Genomic DNA, 18,330 nt, shown 5'->3' with positions numbered 1-18,330 from the left:
GATTAAATGTAGGTGATTTGTGAATATGAGATTGGATGCTGAGCTTTTTGAGCAGTTAAAACAATTGAAGATGGTAAGTGAGCAACTTGCAGCATGGATCGATGTTGAAATGTTTGATCCAGAATATTTAGAACGTGAGCAGTTAGGATATAGCATTGATCTGGAAGGGAACTCTCTTATTCATGATGAAGAGGGGTCATGGCAGGCTGATTGGCTTGTGATTGGGCATATGAAACTGACAGGCGATCCAATGATTATAGAGACTGCCGAACCTGGGCAACCAGTAGCTGTTCTCATGCATGGTATGGGAGACTGGGATGCAGGCAGTTATTTGGCTGGTTCAGTTTTAAAGTTTCAATTAGCTCTACAGCGGTTTCTACAGCTAATTGCTCAGAAAAATGATAATCAATCGACATGGAAAATAACGTGTATGGAGCTTGAACGAATAATTGAAGAGATTGTAACAGCAGATGAATATGCCGACAAAGATTTATGGGAGTCTCTATTGAACCCTGCTTTTCAAGCGGCCCGAGGCATGGAAGCTGAATTGACTAAGCAAGTGCTGATAATGAGCAAGCGTGGAATGTCGATCAAAGAAATTGCTGACATGCTGCAGTTACCGCTGAAAGAAGCGTATGGTTATTTGAAAAAGGCTAAAGAGCTTCAGTGTTGAAGTTGTAAAAATGAGCAAATGAAAGATAATAGAGCGCTTTTTGAGTTTTGAACCAATGAAAAGAGGGATATGAATGGATCGCAAAGCAAAGAAAATTCTGTTTAATACATTTTGGCAATCAGGCGGTTGGAGGCAAGGAGGATATACGTTTACAGATGAAGATTTCCAGTATGCCAAAAATCATGGACTAATGTTTGATCCACTAACGCTGACACATGGTGAATGCGTAAAAAGACTTCGGCAACTTCATCAAGAAGTCATTACGAAGGAAATTGTAGTGCAAGCATTTTTACATAGTTTATCTACTCGTAAAGTTCATTTACGCAGTGCTCTGTCAAGTTGGGCCCTCACGCATAAATTGCCTGAACATACATACTATGAATGGTTAGCAGAACAGCCATCTTACAGTGCCTGTGGGTATTGCAATGACCACAAATTGATGTCAGATGAAACTTATATTGACGAAGATTTGAATGTACTGAATTTCGAGCGTGTAAAGTGGGGAGGCGTTCGTTTAAACTGGCTGGTTTATTGTCTGTTGGATCTTGAATGTCTTAGCAAAGAACAGATGTTTACAGTTAGTGAGGAAGATGTGGACATATTGAAGCGGATGATTGAGGCTGTTGAATCTTGTGAAGATAAAGATGCAGCTCGACAGCTTGAGAAACGTTGGAAGGATATTTTACCGTCGAATCAGCATGAACGTGACGTAGTGCTGGAGATTTGGGGATATATCGGTTTACTAGAATCTAAGGATGATTACCGTAAGGAGCGTGGACGGGGTACCGATTTTATGTCAATGGCAACCTGGAGAGGTATAGACGGTTATTCGCAAGAAAAGATGAAACATTACTTTGGCACTTATTTGTAAGGGGAACTTTAAGAGTGATGTATTTAAATGAAAAAACATACTAAAAGAGCATTGAAAATTGTTGATATTGCTAGGAAGCCTTTAGAGAAAATACCATACGTTACCGCAACATCAAAGGGAACAGGGATTTCTTCTGAATTGCTTCCCGTTTATTGGGGAGAGATACTTGGATTGCCAGAGGAGCTAGATGCCCTAATTATTGCATCTGATTTACAAGGCATCGTGGATTATAAGCAAGAGCAGGTGGAAGAAGCACCAAAGTTACTAGGTGAGGAACTTGCGGAAGTGCTTTCCCTTTTGTTCCAAATCCATTTGTCAGATTTGGACCCAGCTAAGGTGATGGTGTGTTTATGTGGAGACTTGTATACTGATCTAACCAAAAGGGGTGCTAGTGGAAATCCTTTGCCTGTATGGAGTGCTTTTAGAAATTATTTTGGATTCGTCACGGGAGTAGCTGGGAATCATGATCTATTAACAAATGAGGAACAAGCTGAATTGGGTTCTACCACAGGTATTCATTACTTTTCGGATGGAGGGAAGATGATGTACGCTAATCTTGCAGTAGCAGGACTCGGAGGAATTATTGGTAGAGTAGATAAACCAAATCGAATGGAAGAAGACGATTATTTAGCAAGACTTCGACACATTTTAAGGCAAGTTCCTGACATCCTGCTACTTCATGAAAGTCCGAAGATTAGCTCACAAGGTCTACCTGGAAATCCACATATTTGGAAAGAACTACAGAACTCTGCTGAGCTTTTGGTCTGCTGTGGACATGTTCATTGGGATACACCATTGGTTGAAACGAATAACGGGCTACAGATTTTAAATGCGGATGGACGTGCTTTTATCTTTACAGCTCCACACTAGTTTAGAAATAATTCACAATTGAGTGAGCAACCCCATAATGTATATGATCCTAGCTGTTTCTCTCATAGTTTTTAGAAATGGTTAATCAACACACCTGATATTTTAAATATGAAAGGAGTCTTAATATGGGGGCATGGGGATACAAACCATTAGAAAGTGATGAGGGCTTGGATGTAGTCGATTTTTTAGAGGACTATATACATACTTTACAATCAAATCAGATGGAGCTGTCTGAGGTTATTAATGCGATGAAACAAGAGGGGTTTTTTGGAGAAAGCTTCAATGAAGTAGATTTCTTTTTCGATATAAGTGCAATGGCGCTTGCAGAGCTCTATGTTACGTATCTTGATACAGGGAAATTATATGACGCTGAAGACGAATTTGAAAAAATACACTCCATAAATGCGGATGAAGAATCATTGAAGTTTATAGTAAGATATTTAACAGATATTAGAGATGAATTTCCAGATGCTGATGGTATTAGGGAAATCGTTGAATTGTGGCGTGAATCAGAATGTTAGACTGAATGGAAATCTAACTTAGAGTTTCTAATCAATAGAGTTGAAAAGGAAATGATCCATTCTCTTAAATGACATTGGTATGGGTACCCAACATAGTGCTAATTTCCTCCCTTGAAATCTTATAGTGATCAAGGGAAGAAAAGCTCTTTACTTTTCCAACAAGGGAACAGAACTTTGCATTAGCTTATTTAACTCGTCTTCAGAGATGATTTTATTTCCGCCATATACGATGTTGTAATGAAACCCCCATTCTCCTAATGCAATAAGATGGTGGCGTTCATTTTTCTTTTTAATTAGAGCCCAAGTTCCTAAATCGCCTTGTATATTTGCGCTAAACATTAGCCATTCGTTGAAATGGATCATATGAATATCTCTAAACATATGAAAAGAGTCCATGCAACCAGTATCGTCTGAATCAGACCAAACATCGCAAGCTTCTTTTAAGAGAACAACATCCAGAATTCTGATTTCAATCCATGCGCACTCCTCATTTCTAGACAAAATCTGCTCAAAGCAACATTGAACAAATGCTGAGGAATCGATTTCACTAGGATGCTCTTCCCATCCGTTAAAGTATGAGAGGGAAGGCATAAACAACATCCAAAAGTTTTCACCTACTGTCATCTGAAACGGATAGTGAGCTAATACGATTCTTCTGCTTCCTTTGAGAGGAGGATTACTTGATCGTGCCCATATTTTTTCATCAAGAGAAGGCAAATTGTTGGCTTGAAAATCGGACCATTCAATTCCTTCCTCAAATCCTACGATTTCGAAATTATTTTTGTTTAATTTTATTTTCTCAGGTATTTCATTACATGCCGAACATGGAAAAGCTATACGGTTAACGTACATTATTAATCACCATTTCATTCTGTTTTATTAATTGGAAAAGGAGAGATTTATTTTGAATTATGAATTTTGGATTATGACATCGATTTCAGAACTAGTTCATTATCCCGACGAATGGAAAGATGAATACATACCTCACCCGAACTTTAAAGCGATTATGGATGCTATTGGTATTCGTGCACCAATCGAGGATATTTACGAACGTTATCTTAACCAGCCTGTACATACTGGTCATGTACTAGTGTTTTCCAATAAACATGAGCCAGATACGTGTATTGTTTTTGATACTTATCGAGACGCATTGGACCAGAGCGATATGATTAGATTCGGATGGAGAATCAGTGGAAAAGAAGCTATTGAATCAGTAAAACAATTATCACGGCACCTTTATGATGAATGCGAAGATGTTACCGTATTCTACAAGGAAGGTCAATGTGTTCTTTACGAGGTACTGAAAGAAGAACGTTATCCACGTAAAATTTATTATAAAAAGGTATTTAATCAGCAAATCAAAAGGTACCTAGTTTAAGATAATTGTCCTGACTACATGTGCATATAAATTTTTTATTTACGGGAGCGGGCATATTTTTTCGATAAGTAATCTAAATACTCCAGCCTAGTGAGCCCACCTGTTTGACGGTTGAATTCATCATATGTAATATCCTTTGGAAAGCCAAATTCCTCCAGTGCCTGTTTACGCTCCTTTGCGTATAACGGATTATCCAGTGAACGAGACTGAGAAGAAGTATCAAAGCACTCGACATCGATGCCTGCATGTACGTCGTAATTAGAATAACTGCTACCCGACTTAAAAGAAGTTTCTTGTTCCGACTTGCTAATTGTTCCTGTGCCCCAGGAAAGACGGTAGCGCTCTTCTTTTCCATAATCGATGCTTATACCGTAACCAAGTGGCAGGAGAATATCGGTTTCAGTTAGCGTTTTGTGTCCAACTTTTTCATAGCCACCGCGCATAAATAGATCGTCCATTACAATCAAGGTTTGTTCAGATAATTGGACTGATGTAATATCCTCAATACTTTGGAAACGATTTGTTGTTTTAAACAGATAAGGTCGAATAAAAAGTGGCATCGTCATGACATCGTTCCATAGGCTATCTTTCGAAAACAGACCATCTTTTTGCATTTGGCGTAAATCTCCGATAACAAGCACAAAGCCGTCTGTGAATAAATCAATTTCAACTCGGAAAATATCTCCTGGAACAGCTTTATAGCGCAAGCTTTTTTTCCTTGTGAGCTTTTCTAGGTGTAGATCATAGTCTGGAGGCAAATTTGAAGGATACTGATGTAGCCACTCAACGATTTCCTCTTTGCTTGTTAAATTCTTCATGTTGGCCAGTGGCAGTTCAAAAAAGGTTTTCATATTGCGAGCGGTAATGTAGCTGGATGGCTGGTCCTCGGTACGCACGCCAGCAGAAAAAACAACCCCGCTCGCTTTAACACTGGAAATATTGGTATAATTCATTTTTTTCTCTTTACCGCGGGCAGTTTGAGGGAGAATTACTTCACAATTTCTTGTCGTAATCTCTACATCTGCTTCTTGATAAGCTTGCTCATTAACGAAGATACGTTTTTTAATGATATCACCGTCCATGCAAATGTAATAATCATTTCGGATTTCCATTGTCCTCCAATGCTCTTCAATGGGATGTAATCCGAAATAAGGACGAAGCTTATTTGTTAGCCAACTGTTTAATGGTGTCATAAAATTACCTCCTTTTATTAATCAAACGTGATTATGTCAAGTATACTTAATGCGACTTGAAACGAAAATATATAATATAAAAATATCCATAAAATAGTTAATTTTGATTATTTAGAATGATCGCAGGAGGGCAAGGTAGGAAAAATAAACTAAGAATAACCCCTCAGCACTATGAGTTTAACTTTTGATGAAAACTTTTTTGCAGAAAACTAGAATGAATATGCAATGTTCAACTTTGTAGTTAAACCTTTTCTGCTATAATTAACGACTATACAGATAGGGGTGATACAAATGCATATCGTTACAATTGACGGTGTACCATTTGATTGGTTGAAGCAATTGCAGGATATTCATGCACATGTATTTGATGGAGCCAATCTACCACTAGAAAAACTGGAAAGTAAAGAAGGGTTAATTTGTTTATTAGCCGTAAAGAACGAGGATATAATAGGTTTTAAACTAGGCTACACTCATCCTGATGGTGTTTTTTATAGCTGGTTAGGTGGTGTCCATGAAACGCAACGTGGTCAAGGAATTGCAAGTCAGTTAATGAGACGGCAGCATGAACATTTATAGATTCTTGGCTTTAAAAAAGTTCGTACATATGGTAGAAATGAGCGAAAGGAAATGCTTATCACAAACCTTAAACATGGATTTGACATTGTTTCAACATTTGTTGATCATAAAGGTCGACATAAGATAGTGTTTGAAAAAAATATTGGAATAGGAGTTTTATCATGAAAGCATATTTAGCAAATGGATTATTTTCTTTAGGAGATCGTTTAGTCAACGAACAACTTGCTGCGGCAATTAGAGAGGCAGTGCCAGGTATTGAATTATATGTACCACAGGAGAATGATGCGATCAATGATAAAACCGCATACGCAGATAGTTTGGCGATTGCACAAGCGGATTTAGAGATGCTACAAAATAGTGATGTATTAGTAGCCGTTTTAGATGGTGTTGAGATTGATTCGGGTGTAGCAGCGGAGATAGGTGCATTTGCGATGCTGAATCGACCAATCGTTGGCGTATTTACAGATGTTCGTCAACAAGGTCGAGACAATATGATGAAAATCGAGGCACTTGTACGTGACGGAATGGAAAATCAATTTGTTTATCGCAATTTATTTGTCATAGGCTTGATTAAACGTAATGGAATCATTACATCTTCCATTGAAGAAGCTGTCCAAGCCGTTCAAAAATATAAAAAATAGAAGTTTTGTATGCTCAATAACAGATATTGTGGCAAGGTTTCATAATATGGTTGGCGCTTCATGGATGGCACATCAGAAGTATTAGCATACGGAACAGCAGTAAGAATAGAGGAATAATCCGATAAGGGCTTCAATCAACGAGATTGGAGCCCTTACTAATGTTGAAAAACAAAATGGTCAAGGATTTTTCCACAAATTATAAAAACACCCCCGCTAGCCCTACATGAAAACAAGACTTCACCACAGAGAGGGAAAAATAATTTCATTCTATCATGGTAGTTTAATGAGATTAGTAAAAGGCGATCCCTATAGTCGGGGAATTAAAAATGAATTTTTTTGTTACTTTTAAAGGAAACTTGATCCGCTGAAATAATAAAGTCGATTAATCCCATCTCTCCATTTTGAAGCAAGATGTGAAACTCATATTTGTCATTTACTTTATATACTTCCTCATACAGCCACCATGCATCTTCCAATAAATCATCTTGCTTTATTATATTAAAATTTTCAAAAGTAACTTCATCTATATCTGTAAATCCACCTGTATTATCAAGGAGTAATGTTAAGGACATGTCATTCTGAACAGATTTTATAATCGTACAATCGTGAAATCTAAACTTCTCAATAATATCTTTATCAAGTGTATTAGAGGCTGCTCTCATATATCTTCTATATTTCTCACTTGTGGCTGTTACAGACCTATTATTTTCCTCACAAAATTTAGTTACAGCGTTAATAACCGTACGAGTTGCTTTATTTAAAGCGAATACCCGTATATCAGCTATCTGTTTTAATGTAGTTTCTGGTAATTCCTTTTTCAAACGCTCTTGATCATAGATGAAACCATCATGAAAATGTTCTATTGCCTGTTCTCTATTAAAAGGTTCATATTCGTTATTACCGTCTGTATTTACTGTTTCGGTGGCTTCCATTATATGAGCAATTTCTTCTTGTAAATTAAGCCAACTATCTAACTCGGTGTGATAAAGTTGTTGAAAATATTCTTCTGAAAATGTTTCAGTTTGCTTTTCTTCCTCTAATTGTAGGTGGAAACTTGTTTTTTGACATAGTTCATACCATTCTTTAGTAAAATATTTCATTTTATTATCCTCGTCTCTCTAATGGTTTAAGGTTAGCATCCTCTTTGGCTCTTGTATTTTAATAGAAACTCTTTTTTGAAAAGATAATTGAAATCAATTATTGGAGTCTTCCCTTTTAGGTTTTGATAAATTTAGAACTGATATCAACTTACACCTTCACCTGGTGAACTAATGAAAGATGAATATCATTGCCCTCCAATATTCCTGGTCATTGTGTAGGGTTAATTGTAAAATTAAAGTTAATTATAACAAAAATATAGTATGTTTAGTCTGTTTAATGGTGTTTTGTTGATAAATTAGTATAGTACCAATTATACCTATAATATAGAAATTCCATAGTTAAAAGGACTAATAGTGTCCAACTCATTTTGTATAATGGGGAAGTAACTATGAAGAAAGAGTGGGATATATGGTGGATTCACAACAGAATAAAGGCTATCGTGTCATTTCGATGTTTGACAGACTGATGGATGGTCAAGGAATTAACAAAAAACAAGAAGCATTTACACATAATGTTGGTGAAAAAACCATACAACGAGATTTGAATGAAATTCGAGATTATATTGATAAAGCTAAATTAGATTGCCATTTAGAATATGTGCGAGTAGAAAAAGTGTACAGGCTGACGAATACAGGGAAAAGTATTTTATCAAAAGAGCAAGTGTTGGCGATTGTCAAAATTTTGATTGAATCTAGAGCCCTTCTAAAATCAGAAATGAGTGATATTATAGATAAACTTATTTCGATTGTTGCAGCCGATAAACAGGAGTTTATTCACAATATTATTTTAAATGAAAAACATTTGTACGTAGATTTAAATCATAAAAAATCTTTATTACATTTAATTTGGGGTCTTTCAGAGGCCGTTCAAAAAAAGAAAATCATTAAAATTGATTATTTGCGTGAATGTGAAACAATTCCTAGAGAAAAGATTTTAAAACCGCTCGCCGTTATTTTCTCAGAATACTACTTTTATTTAATTGCTTATGATAATAAACATGAAAAGGATTCGCCCATTGTCTATAGAGTCGACCGTATACAACATTTTCTTGAGCTCAATCAAAAGTTTCAAATACCTTATGCCGAACGTTTTCAAGAAGGAGAGTTTCGTAAACGCATCCAGTTTATGCATGCTGGCGAGCTGATGCGTATAAAATTTGTCTTTAAAGGAGCTTCTCCGCAGGCTGTATTAGATCGCTTACCAACTGCAAAAATAGTATCCAAGAAAGATGGACAATGTTTATTTGAAGCAGAAGTTTTTGGACGTGGCATTAAAATGTGGCTGCTGAGCCAAGGAGCAAACATAGAGGTGTTAGAGCCAATTGAGCTTAGAGAAGAGATCATTGAAACGATTCAATCGATGCAGCAAAACTATCGCTATATATAAACATTCGGACAGTCCATAAGTATGCTAGAAGCTTCCTATGTAAATGGTAAAAATCCGCGTAGACTTGAAGCGGATTTTTACCATTGGTATGGTATTTATAGTTCTTAAAAAAGTTCCTCAATAAAGGTCGTATTTAAATCCCCTAAAAGCTCATAATCTTTCATATAGTTTTCCTCATATAAATAAACAAATAGATGCTTTGCGTCATCCAAACGTAAGCCAATCTCACGATTATCGTTAATATGTAACGTTAACCAATAAGCCTCATCATAATCCGCATTAGCAAAATATACTTTGCGAAGTGGCTGGGCATCAAATTGTTGCATAATTTGATTGATTTTATTCGTATCTGTAATCGTGATTGTTTTTTCATCCGAAGCTCGAATTACTTCAATTTCCTTAATTTCCTTGATATCAAGTCGTTCAATAACCTCTTCATCAAAAGTTGAATCGCGAGTTAGTAGCAATGTTGAAACAAATAAAATGATAAGAGGTAATAGGATCGCAATTAGTATTTTGTATCTTTTTTTCATGTTAAACTCCTTAAATTCTAAAAAATTGCACATATGAATTATTTTCCACACTATAATTGAGCATATACTGAATTGATAAAGGATGGCAATCAAATGACACATAAATATGAAGAAAAAGAGATATTTTATCCAAATGGTACATTAATGTATCGTGGCGGTGTGAAGAAGAACGACTTTGGACATGACATTTATGATGGAAAGGGGACGATATTTGACCAGGAAGGTGAATTATTATTCGAGGGTGAATTCGCCAATCATATGAAGCAAGGTAACGGAATCATGTATTTAAAAGGACAAATGATATTTCAGGGCGAATTTATTCAAAATAAAAAACAAGGGAATGGAATTTTATATAAGGACGGAAAGGTCTATTACGAGGGACATTTTCGCAATGATTTAATGGATGGTTACGGAATTTTGTATTTTGAGGAAGATGTTATTACCCCATTTAAAGAGCTTCGTACACAGCATCCACATTTAAATCAGCCACTATTTGAGGGTGATTTTGTCCATGGCATGAAAAAAGGCAAGGGGAAGCAATATTATCCTAGTGGTTTTTTACAATATGAAGGTGATTTTATTTGGCACCATATGCAAGGAGCAGGAAGGCTTTACTATGCACCTGAGTCGCCAAGTGCCGAGGAGCTTGCAAATGGTGTAACAACACTTCAGTATGAAGGCTATTTCTTTGAGGATATGAAGCATGGAAAAGGAAAAATCTATTCTAGACTAGGTGAGCTCGAAGCGGAGGGTCAATTTAAAGAGGATGCGATGACAGGACATGGTACGCTTTATTATGCTAATGGACAGGCTTGTTATATCGGGGAACTTGTAAATGGCGAAAAGCATGGTCGTGGAGATTATTTTAATGAAGCAGGGAAGATTATTTATAGTGGTGAATTTATCAATGGTGAACGTTTACGAATAACACCAGAAATTGAGCGAGAGATTAAGAAACTACAAAAGCAGCTGGATGGGCTTGTGGGGCTTCCTAATGCCAAGAAGGAATTACATAATCTTATTAACTTCATTAAAATTCAAAGCTTGCGTGTCGACCATGGCTTAACAAGCTTCCCGATAACCTATCATCTTGTGTTTTCTGGGAATCCAGGCACAGGAAAAACAACAGTGGCGCGTATAATAGGTCAACTATATAAGCATCTTGGCGTACTTTCAAGCGGGCATTTTGTGGAAACAGATCGTGCGGGCTTAGTAGCAGGATATGTTGGTCAGACGGCATTAAAGGTCCAGGAAGTCGTGAGTAAAGCAAAGGGTGGCGTGCTTTTTATTGATGAGGCCTATTCACTAATTAATGATAAACAGGACGCATTTGGGAAAGAAGCGATTGATAGCCTTTTAAAGGCGATGGAAGATTTACGTGATGATTTAGTGATCATCGTTGCTGGTTATACAGAGCTCATGGAGGAATTTTTGCTTGCCAATCCAGGGTTTAAATCACGCTTCAATCATTTTGTCAAATTCGATAATTTTAGCACGGATGAGCTTTATGATATTTTCGCCATGCTATGTAAAAATAATGATTATCAATATGGTGAAGCATTTGCACACCATATGAAGGACCAGTTACATCAAATTCCAGTCGAGTCGATTCCAAATTTCTCAAACGGTCGTTATATCCGAAACTTATTTGAAAAGCTTGTGACCATTCAATCCAACCGCCTCATTCAACAGGAGAATATTACGAAAGAGGAATTAATGGAATTTAAAGAGGAAGATATTTTACTGGGCATAACAGAAAATCTATTTGATAATACATTCTAGTTGTTGTGAACCATGGCCAAGGTTTTTAAGTTACCTTGGCCATGGTTCACAAAGAAATAAGAAAAGAGGATGAATAATGAAAAAACTTGTGTCAATAATTTTACTATGTGCTTGTATTTTACCAAGGGTGATAACGATCAATGTTACGATTAACAATAACATTAAAGTTCATAAAAATAATCAGAATGAATAATTGACAAAAAATGAAAATAATTGTAATCTAACGTAAAACATACGCTACCGTATTTTATTGGAGAGATGACATGCAATTAACGAGGGAAGATTGGATAAAAGCAGGATTACAACAATTAGCTGAAGAAGGAATACATAAAGTTCGCATTGAAGCACTTGCTCGATTGCTAAAAATAAGCAAAGGGAGCTTCTATCACTATTTTCGTGATCATCAAGAGCTGTTAGATTCTATGCTCGACTATTGGGAAATGCATACAACAAAGCTAATTGTTCAAAGTATGGAGCAACAGGATGCATCATTAGAACAGCTACTACAGATTAGTTTTAATCGAGATAAAAAAATGGAAATTGGCATTTATACTTGGGCTAAATATGACCCTGTTGTGGCAGCGCGATTAGTGGATATTGAAGAACAGAGAATTTCTTGTGTTGCAAAATTGTATCAAAAAATCGGCATAAACGAGACTGAATCCATTGATCGAGCGAGACTTGCCTATTTAACGTATGTAGGATGGATGACAAGGTTCGAAGCAAATCCTAATTTTGATATTGATAAAATGGTTGAGCTTTTAACATTCGATAATAAACGTCCCTAATAGGGTTATAAAACCTGAAGGGACAAAATTTTTTACTATAACATACGGTAGTGTATGTTTTGTTTGAACTTATGACATGGGGGGCGAACGAATGAAATTATTATTAATATTATTAGCTTTAGGGCTTCTGTGGTTAATCAGTTTGTTGCATATTTATTGGGCTTTTGGAGGTCGTTGGGGTTCTGCTGTTGCTATTCCTGTAAAAGAGGGGGAGCAGAAACCTGCCTTTACCCCGAGGAAATGGGGAACATTAATCGTAGCTATTCTCATTCTACTGGCTAGTGTCATAATTGTTGTGCAAGCAGGTTATTTGCAGGAGTTCCAAACAAATAATTTATCTAAAATTGGAAGTATTGTTTGTGCTTTCGTTTTCATATTTAGGGCAATTGGTGATTTTAAGTATGTTGGGTTTTTCAAAAACATTAAACATTCGCAGTTTGCTAGATATGATACTTGGTTCTATAGTCCATTATGTTTGTTTTTGGGATTTGTCTATATTATTCTGTTATTTTAATAGTAGTAATAATTAGGGGGGAAGCAACATTGAATCAAACGATATACTTACTTCGTCATGGTGAAACTGAATACAATACACAAGGACGATATCAAGGAGAGTTGGATTCTCCGTTAACAGAATTTGGTATACACCAAGTTCAGCGAAACGCTCTAATGCTGAAATGTTTGATTGGCGATCCTAACGAATGGAAAATTGTGTCGAGTCCATTAGGAAGAGCCATGCAAAGTACTGAAATAATTTGTGAAACAATTGGATTTGATTTGAAGAATGTTAAAAAAGATGATCGTTTAACTGAGGTTGCTGTGGGGCAATGGGCTGGGTTAACAACGAAAGAAATAGAAAGTTCTTGGCCAAACCTTTTTCATAACACAGACGTGTATAACTGGTATTTTAATGCTCCTCAAGGAGAAGCCTATGACTCGGTAGTGAGAAGACTAAGTGCTTGGCTAGAAGACATTCAACATATACCGAAAGTTATTGCTATTTCACATGGTCTAACAGGTCGCATCTTACGTGGCGTATACGTTGATCTAAAAAAGGAAGATGCACTGAAGCTAGAAGTATCTCAGGATGTATTTTTTAAATTAGCGAATAAAACAATCACGAGAATTTGTTCAGATTTCGATGATTTTTATGAATGAAAAAATCAATTCTTAAGAATTTCTTCATAAATCTCCTACAGGAATATTCAGAAATGCCTCCTATTATAATGTGTGGGAGGCGTTTTTTTATGAAAAAATTTATCTTATTTTGTTGTATATGTGTGGCAGCAATCTTTTTTTATTATACAAATAACACAACGGAACAGTCGCAAATAGACCTATCTTCGTTACATAGCAAAAATGCTTTGTTACTGAATAAAAATGGAGATGTATTATACGAAAAAGATGCAGATGCCATTATTTATCCTGCATCATTAACGAAAATTATGACAGCAATCGTTGCCATTGAGATGAGTCCTGATCTACAGAAGCAAACAATTGTAGAAGCACAAACGATTTCAAAATTTACTGCTCAAAATGCATCCATGGCTGGCTTTCAGGCAGGGGATTTTGTGACGATAGAGGATTTATTATATGGGACATTGCTTGCCTCTGGGGCAGATGCTACAGGTACGCTTGCCGATGCCATTGCAGGTAGTGAAGAGGCATTTGTGACGTTAATGAACAATAAAGCGCAAGAACTCGGGATGGACGATACGCATTTTGTAAATGCCAGCGGATTGCATGATGACGCTCATGTCTCAAGTGTCCGTGATATTAGTAAGCTATTTCGTTATGCTATGGAAAATCCTACATTTTATCAAATTTTGACTTCTAAAAGCTATATAACCCATGTACCAAATGAGCTAACAATATCAAGCTCACTTTTTACTAAAATTCCAAGTGGAGAAAGTGCAATATTGGGGGGGAAAACGGGCTACACACCTGTGGCTGGTCTTTGCTTAGCCACTATTATCGAAAAACATGGTGAACAATATATTTTCGTTACGACTAATGCGGCAGGGCAAGCTTGGACACCACCACTTCATATTGAAGATGCACTTACAGCGTTTGATGCACTATAAGAGGAAAAAAATATGAAAAAATTAATAACTTTTTTAAGCCCTACAATCGTCTTATGAATAGGGTGACTTCATGCACCCAAAAAGAGAAGGCATTTTGGGAGCCTTTGATCGGCACAAATGTTGGGAATCATTTGGATGTCGATAAAATAGCTAACAATGTATTCACGCTAGGGGATACAATCAACCATTTTAATTTAAGAGGGGAGGTGTTACATGCTATCAAAATAACAATGAAAGATTTTTTAGAAAAGCATCAGTAAACATTTCAACAACATGCCGTTGTTCCTGGCTACCGAAAAATGTTAATAGAGAAATTTTTAATCACAAAAACTAGTTGATTCATACTATTTTCTGGAATAGTCTATTCATCTATAATAAGAGTCGAATCCTAGAATATTTTAGAGAAAACATACGAAAAAAGACTTCAGTAATGATAAGGGCGGTGTTGAACAATGAAAAAGCTTTTACCCTATGCAATTTTTTTGACATTTTTAATCAGCTTTGTATTTGTAGATTTTACTTCTGCAAAGGCTGAGGGTACAACCGTTATTCAATCAGTAGCAAAAGACGCAGTAGTTTATGCAGAAGCTTCCGTTGATAGTGCCGTAATTGGGCAAGTAGCAAAGGGAAGTTATGTAACTGCTACACCTGTAAATCAGGAATGGACTCATATTAAAGTTCAAAAGTTTGAGGGATACGTAGAAACGGCAACATTAAAAAACCTGACGTCTGAAAAATATGTAGTGACGAAAAAAGGTGGTACAACTTTATTTACATATCCTAGTCCAAGTGCACAAAAAATAGGACAGCTTAATGAAAACACGCTAATTTTTGTTTATGGATCAGCACCTGGAGGTTGGTCATTTGTCCAATATGGTCATGAAACAGGCTATGTTGCTACGAATTCTATAAAGAAACCAGTTGCAACAAAGAAACGAGTAAATGCTGTAAATGGTGCTGTGCTTCATGTAACTGCTAGTCCAAGTGGCGAGATTGTTGGGACACTTGCCAATAAAACGGTCGTTCAGCACTATACAACGATTGCAGGATGGGCTTATGTAGAAGCGGGTGACCAAAAGGGTTATGTGAAAGCCTCAGAGCTAGCAAATATTCAAATACTTGATAACAAAGTATACAATAAAGGTGTACCAGTAGCGAAAGGGCAAAAGAAGCGTGTGGCTTTAACGTTTGATGATGGGCCGGATGCAAAAGTAACGCCACAAGTTTTAGCGATTTTAAAGAAGTATGATGCAAAGGCCACATTTTTTATGGTTGGGACAAATGTATCGAAAAATCCAGCAATCGTAGAACAAGTTTATGAGGCCGGTCATGAAATTGGCAATCATACATGGAACCATCCGAAGTTAACAAGCTTATCGACATCAGCTGTTAAACAAGAAGTTGATAAAACTAGCAATGCTATATATAACGCAATCGGTCAGTATCCAACAGTTTTCCGTCCACCATATGGGGCAACGAATGATAAAGTTCGTTCAGTCATTACGACGCCTTCTATTCTATGGTCAATTGATACGCTAGATTGGAAGCATCGCAATGCTGATAAAGTTTTATCGTATGTGAAAGCGTCAGCGAAAGATGGAAGCATTATTTTAATGCATGATATTCATCAATCGACAGCCAATGGTCTTGAAAATGTTATTCTTTATTTGCAAAAACAAGGCTATGAATTTGTAACTGTTAGTGAAATATTACAATAATGTATAGGTTAATAGAAAAGCCGTGCAACTGTCTCTACATGACAATTGCACGGCTTTTTGATTATTTAAATAAATTGATCGTCGTAATTATAATCGGAATACCGAATACGTCGATTAAAAACGCTCCTACGATTGGTACGACAAGAAATGCTTTTTGAGATGGACCGAAACGTTGGACAACGGCTGACATATTGGCCATTGCATTTGGTGTTGCTCCTAAACCGTGACCTGCAAAACCAGCCACCATCACCGCAGCATCGTAATTTTTTCCTAGTAATTTAAACAATACAAAGATACTAAATACGACAATAAAGAATACTTGTGCGAACACAATGATGAATAGTGGAAGTGCTAAATCAGCGATTTCCCATAATTTAACACTCATAAGTGCCATTGAAAGGAAGATCCCTAAAGTAACATCGCCTATTATAGAAATGCTTTTCATGTTAATCGCTTCAGGTTTTACTTTATCCATAATATTGCGCACTAGCACAGCTACAAACATTGCACCGACATAGCTAGGTAATACGAAGCCAGTAGCTTCTGAGAATAATGTTCCAACATATGTACCTACTGCCATACAGAACGTAATTAATAATACTTGTGTAAAGAATGAATCAGATGTAATTTGTTCATGTTTATTTTCATATTCAATTTCTTCCGTTTCTTGTTCATCTGGCGTTAAATTATATTTACTAACTAAGTACTTCACGATAGGACCACCGATTAAGCCACCAGCGACTAAACCACATGTAGCTGCAGCCGCACCGATTGTCATGGCTGATGAAATACCTAGATCTTCTAAAGTTTGTCCAAATGCTGCTGCTGCACCATGACCACCTTCCATTGAAACAGCACCAGCCATCATCCCGATTAATGGATGAATGCCCATCAGCGATGCAAGTGAGACACCTATAACATTTTGCATTAAGGCAAGGAAACCACAAGCCAACCAATAAATAACTAATAATTTTCCACCAAGCTTAACAAGTTTAAAGCTTGCCCCTAAGCCAATTGTTGTGAAGAACGTAATCATAAATAAGCTTTGTAATGACGTATCAAGCGAAATTTCTAATACGCCAGTTGTCTTTAAAATAGTTGCCAAGGCGGCGAATAGTAAGCCACCAACAACAGGTGCTGGAATACAAAAGCGCTTTAAAAAACTTATTTTATTAATGAGCCAGCCGCCCAATGCGAATAGAGCGACTGCTAGAAATATTGTTGTGATTTGATTGAATTCGATCATTAACCTTGCCCCCTAAGTAAGTTGTTAAGTGCTTCATAGACAAAATAAGCACCTAATTTAACTGTGCGTCCGTTCTCATCAAGTGAAGGATTGACCTCACAAATATCAAAAGAATGTGTATTTGGGTGCGAAGTTACTTTTTGAAGTATCGTGCGTACAGTCGTTGGATCTAGTCCAAACGGTGATGGAGCACTAACACCCGGTGCAAATGCAGCATTTAGCACATCCATACATAGTGTTAAGAGAACGTAATCATGATGATCCATAAATTGTTGAAGATCATCCGTAATTTGCGCATTATTTTCTGGCGTCATATTTTCTTCTAACACATAGTTCACGTGCAATTCATCGGCCTTTTCAAATAGCTCTTTTGTATTGCCGTATCGTTGTATACCTAATACAAAATAATCTGCATGTGGGTCCTGCTCTAAAATCTGACGGAACATTGTACCAGACGATGGTTGTTCATCATATGGTCGTAAATCGAAATGAGCATCGATATTGACAATGCCGATTTTCGCGTCCTTTGGTAATGCGGCACGAACGCCTAAATAATGTCCGTATAGCGTTTCATGTCCTCCGCCTAGCACAACACATTGTAATTTATTATTTAGCAATGTTTTGACAATTTCACCGAGCTCACCCTGCGCTTCTTCTAATGCATGGTTAAGACAAATAACGTTACCGACATCTATAATTTGCTGCTCATCATTAAATGTCCAAGGTAAGCTAGATAATGCTTCACGCAGAGCATTAGGTCCACTCGCTGCCCCTATACGTCCTTGATTTCGACGTACACCTTCATCACAAATAAAGCCAACAATTCCCGCATGCGGATGATTTGAAGCGCTTACATCATTAATCGGAATTCTCTTTACTTTTTGATGTAAACGAAAGCTACTCGAATTTGTCGTTGAATCTATACGGCCTTTCCATTGTTTTTGTTCTGTCATTGTATACATAGTTATA

20 protein-coding genes are annotated in these 18,330 nt (G+C 36.7%); 14 read left to right on the top strand and 6 right to left on the bottom strand.

Annotated elements, in window-relative coordinates; translation table 11 throughout:
• The first annotated feature begins 19 nt into the window (after positions 1 to 19).
• The 4 genes from ACVWXS_RS04725 to ACVWXS_RS04710 all read left to right on the top strand — a co-directional run bounded on the left by ACVWXS_RS04725 (position 20) and on the right by ACVWXS_RS04710 (position 2,935).
• A complete protein-coding gene (locus ACVWXS_RS04725) occupies positions 20 to 673 on the top strand; it encodes a hypothetical protein (RefSeq protein WP_456956484.1) in 654 nt (217 codons plus the stop codon).
• 73 nt (positions 674 to 746) lie between these two features.
• Complete coding sequence (locus tag ACVWXS_RS04720; RefSeq protein WP_456956482.1) at positions 747 to 1,544, top strand: hypothetical protein; 798 nt, start codon at positions 747 to 749, stop codon at positions 1,542 to 1,544.
• 27 nt (positions 1,545 to 1,571) lie between these two features.
• Positions 1,572 to 2,414 (top strand): metallophosphoesterase family protein, encoded by an 843-nt coding sequence (locus tag ACVWXS_RS04715; protein WP_456956480.1) that lies wholly within the window; start codon positions 1,572 to 1,574, stop codon positions 2,412 to 2,414.
• 125 nt (positions 2,415 to 2,539) lie between these two features.
• Positions 2,540 to 2,935, top strand: coding sequence for a DUF4259 domain-containing protein (locus ACVWXS_RS04710; RefSeq protein ID WP_456956478.1), 396 nt, complete (start codon positions 2,540 to 2,542; stop codon positions 2,933 to 2,935).
• Between the two features lie 147 nt (positions 2,936 to 3,082).
• On the opposite strand, the gene ACVWXS_RS04705 is transcribed toward ACVWXS_RS04710, so the two are convergent.
• Complete coding sequence (locus ACVWXS_RS04705) at positions 3,083 to 3,787, bottom strand: hypothetical protein (RefSeq protein ID WP_456956476.1); 705 nt, start codon at positions 3,785 to 3,787, stop codon at positions 3,083 to 3,085.
• 52 nt (positions 3,788 to 3,839) lie between these two features.
• On the opposite strand from ACVWXS_RS04705, the gene ACVWXS_RS04700 reads away from it, so the two are divergent.
• The gene (locus ACVWXS_RS04700; protein WP_456956474.1) at positions 3,840 to 4,313 is read left to right on the top strand and encodes a hypothetical protein; all 474 of its coding nucleotides are present in this window, start codon (positions 3,840 to 3,842) and stop codon (positions 4,311 to 4,313) included.
• A gap of 35 nt (positions 4,314 to 4,348) precedes the next feature.
• On the opposite strand, the gene ACVWXS_RS04695 is transcribed toward ACVWXS_RS04700, so the two are convergent.
• On the bottom strand, positions 4,349 to 5,506 hold the full coding sequence (locus ACVWXS_RS04695) for an immunity 26/phosphotriesterase HocA family protein (protein ID WP_456956472.1): 1,158 nt from the start codon (positions 5,504 to 5,506) through the stop codon (positions 4,349 to 4,351).
• A 291-nt stretch (positions 5,507 to 5,797) separates the two neighbouring features.
• On the opposite strand from ACVWXS_RS04695, the gene ACVWXS_RS04690 reads away from it, so the two are divergent.
• Positions 5,798 to 6,082, top strand: a complete 285-nt coding sequence (locus ACVWXS_RS04690; protein WP_456956470.1) for a GNAT family N-acetyltransferase — start codon at positions 5,798 to 5,800, stop codon at positions 6,080 to 6,082.
• A 161-nt stretch (positions 6,083 to 6,243) separates the two neighbouring features.
• The gene (locus ACVWXS_RS04685) at positions 6,244 to 6,723 is read left to right on the top strand and encodes a nucleoside 2-deoxyribosyltransferase (RefSeq protein ID WP_427500445.1); all 480 of its coding nucleotides are present in this window, start codon (positions 6,244 to 6,246) and stop codon (positions 6,721 to 6,723) included.
• A 320-nt stretch (positions 6,724 to 7,043) separates the two neighbouring features.
• On the opposite strand, the gene ACVWXS_RS04680 is transcribed toward ACVWXS_RS04685, so the two are convergent.
• Entirely contained in the window at positions 7,044 to 7,823 is a 780-nt protein-coding gene (locus tag ACVWXS_RS04680) for a DUF4085 family protein (protein ID WP_456956467.1), read from the bottom strand.
• Between the two features lie 409 nt (positions 7,824 to 8,232).
• Here ACVWXS_RS04680 and ACVWXS_RS04675 point away from each other — a divergent pair, with 409 nt between their 5' ends.
• Positions 8,233 to 9,210, top strand: coding sequence for a helix-turn-helix transcriptional regulator (locus tag ACVWXS_RS04675; protein ID WP_374966427.1), 978 nt, complete (start codon positions 8,233 to 8,235; stop codon positions 9,208 to 9,210).
• 104 nt (positions 9,211 to 9,314) lie between these two features.
• Here the strand turns inward: ACVWXS_RS04675 and ACVWXS_RS04670 are convergent, their stop codons facing one another.
• The gene (locus ACVWXS_RS04670) at positions 9,315 to 9,743 is read right to left on the bottom strand and encodes a hypothetical protein (RefSeq protein WP_456956465.1); all 429 of its coding nucleotides are present in this window, start codon (positions 9,741 to 9,743) and stop codon (positions 9,315 to 9,317) included.
• 93 nt (positions 9,744 to 9,836) lie between these two features.
• On the opposite strand from ACVWXS_RS04670, the gene ACVWXS_RS04665 reads away from it, so the two are divergent.
• The 6 genes from ACVWXS_RS04665 (at position 9,837) to ACVWXS_RS04640 (ending at position 16,115) form a co-directional block, all read left to right on the top strand.
• Positions 9,837 to 11,525, top strand: coding sequence for an AAA family ATPase (locus ACVWXS_RS04665; protein ID WP_456956463.1), 1,689 nt, complete (start codon positions 9,837 to 9,839; stop codon positions 11,523 to 11,525).
• Between the two features lie 263 nt (positions 11,526 to 11,788).
• Positions 11,789 to 12,313: a TetR/AcrR family transcriptional regulator gene (locus ACVWXS_RS04660; RefSeq protein ID WP_456956461.1), complete on the top strand. Its 525-nt coding sequence runs from the start codon at positions 11,789 to 11,791 to the stop codon at positions 12,311 to 12,313.
• Positions 12,314 to 12,404: 91 nt separating this feature from the next.
• Entirely contained in the window at positions 12,405 to 12,827 is a 423-nt protein-coding gene (locus ACVWXS_RS04655) for a DUF3995 domain-containing protein (RefSeq protein ID WP_456956459.1), read from the top strand.
• A gap of 29 nt (positions 12,828 to 12,856) precedes the next feature.
• Positions 12,857 to 13,471 (top strand): histidine phosphatase family protein, encoded by a 615-nt coding sequence (locus tag ACVWXS_RS04650; protein ID WP_456956457.1) that lies wholly within the window; start codon positions 12,857 to 12,859, stop codon positions 13,469 to 13,471.
• 89 nt (positions 13,472 to 13,560) lie between these two features.
• The gene (locus ACVWXS_RS04645; RefSeq protein ID WP_456956455.1) at positions 13,561 to 14,397 is read left to right on the top strand and encodes a D-alanyl-D-alanine carboxypeptidase family protein; all 837 of its coding nucleotides are present in this window, start codon (positions 13,561 to 13,563) and stop codon (positions 14,395 to 14,397) included.
• A 452-nt stretch (positions 14,398 to 14,849) separates the two neighbouring features.
• A complete protein-coding gene (locus tag ACVWXS_RS04640; RefSeq protein ID WP_456956453.1) occupies positions 14,850 to 16,115 on the top strand; it encodes a polysaccharide deacetylase family protein in 1,266 nt (421 codons plus the stop codon).
• Between the two features lie 61 nt (positions 16,116 to 16,176).
• Here ACVWXS_RS04640 and gltS read toward each other — a convergent pair whose 3' ends face one another.
• Positions 16,177 to 17,361, bottom strand: a complete 1,185-nt coding sequence (gltS, locus tag ACVWXS_RS04635; RefSeq protein WP_368635023.1) for a sodium/glutamate symporter — start codon at positions 17,359 to 17,361, stop codon at positions 16,177 to 16,179.
• Positions 17,361 to 18,323 carry a formimidoylglutamase gene (gene hutG, locus ACVWXS_RS04630; protein WP_456956450.1) on the bottom strand — a complete coding sequence of 321 codons (963 nt, stop codon included), beginning with the start codon at positions 18,321 to 18,323 and terminating at the stop codon, positions 17,361 to 17,363. Before hutG ends, gltS begins: the two co-directional genes overlap by 1 nt.
• Positions 18,324 to 18,330 lie beyond the last annotated feature (7 nt).

Source organism: Lysinibacillus sp. TE18511 (genome assembly GCF_054062295.1).
The sequence above is the reverse complement of the archived record's forward strand: the minus strand, read 5'-3'. Positions and strand labels throughout refer to the sequence as shown.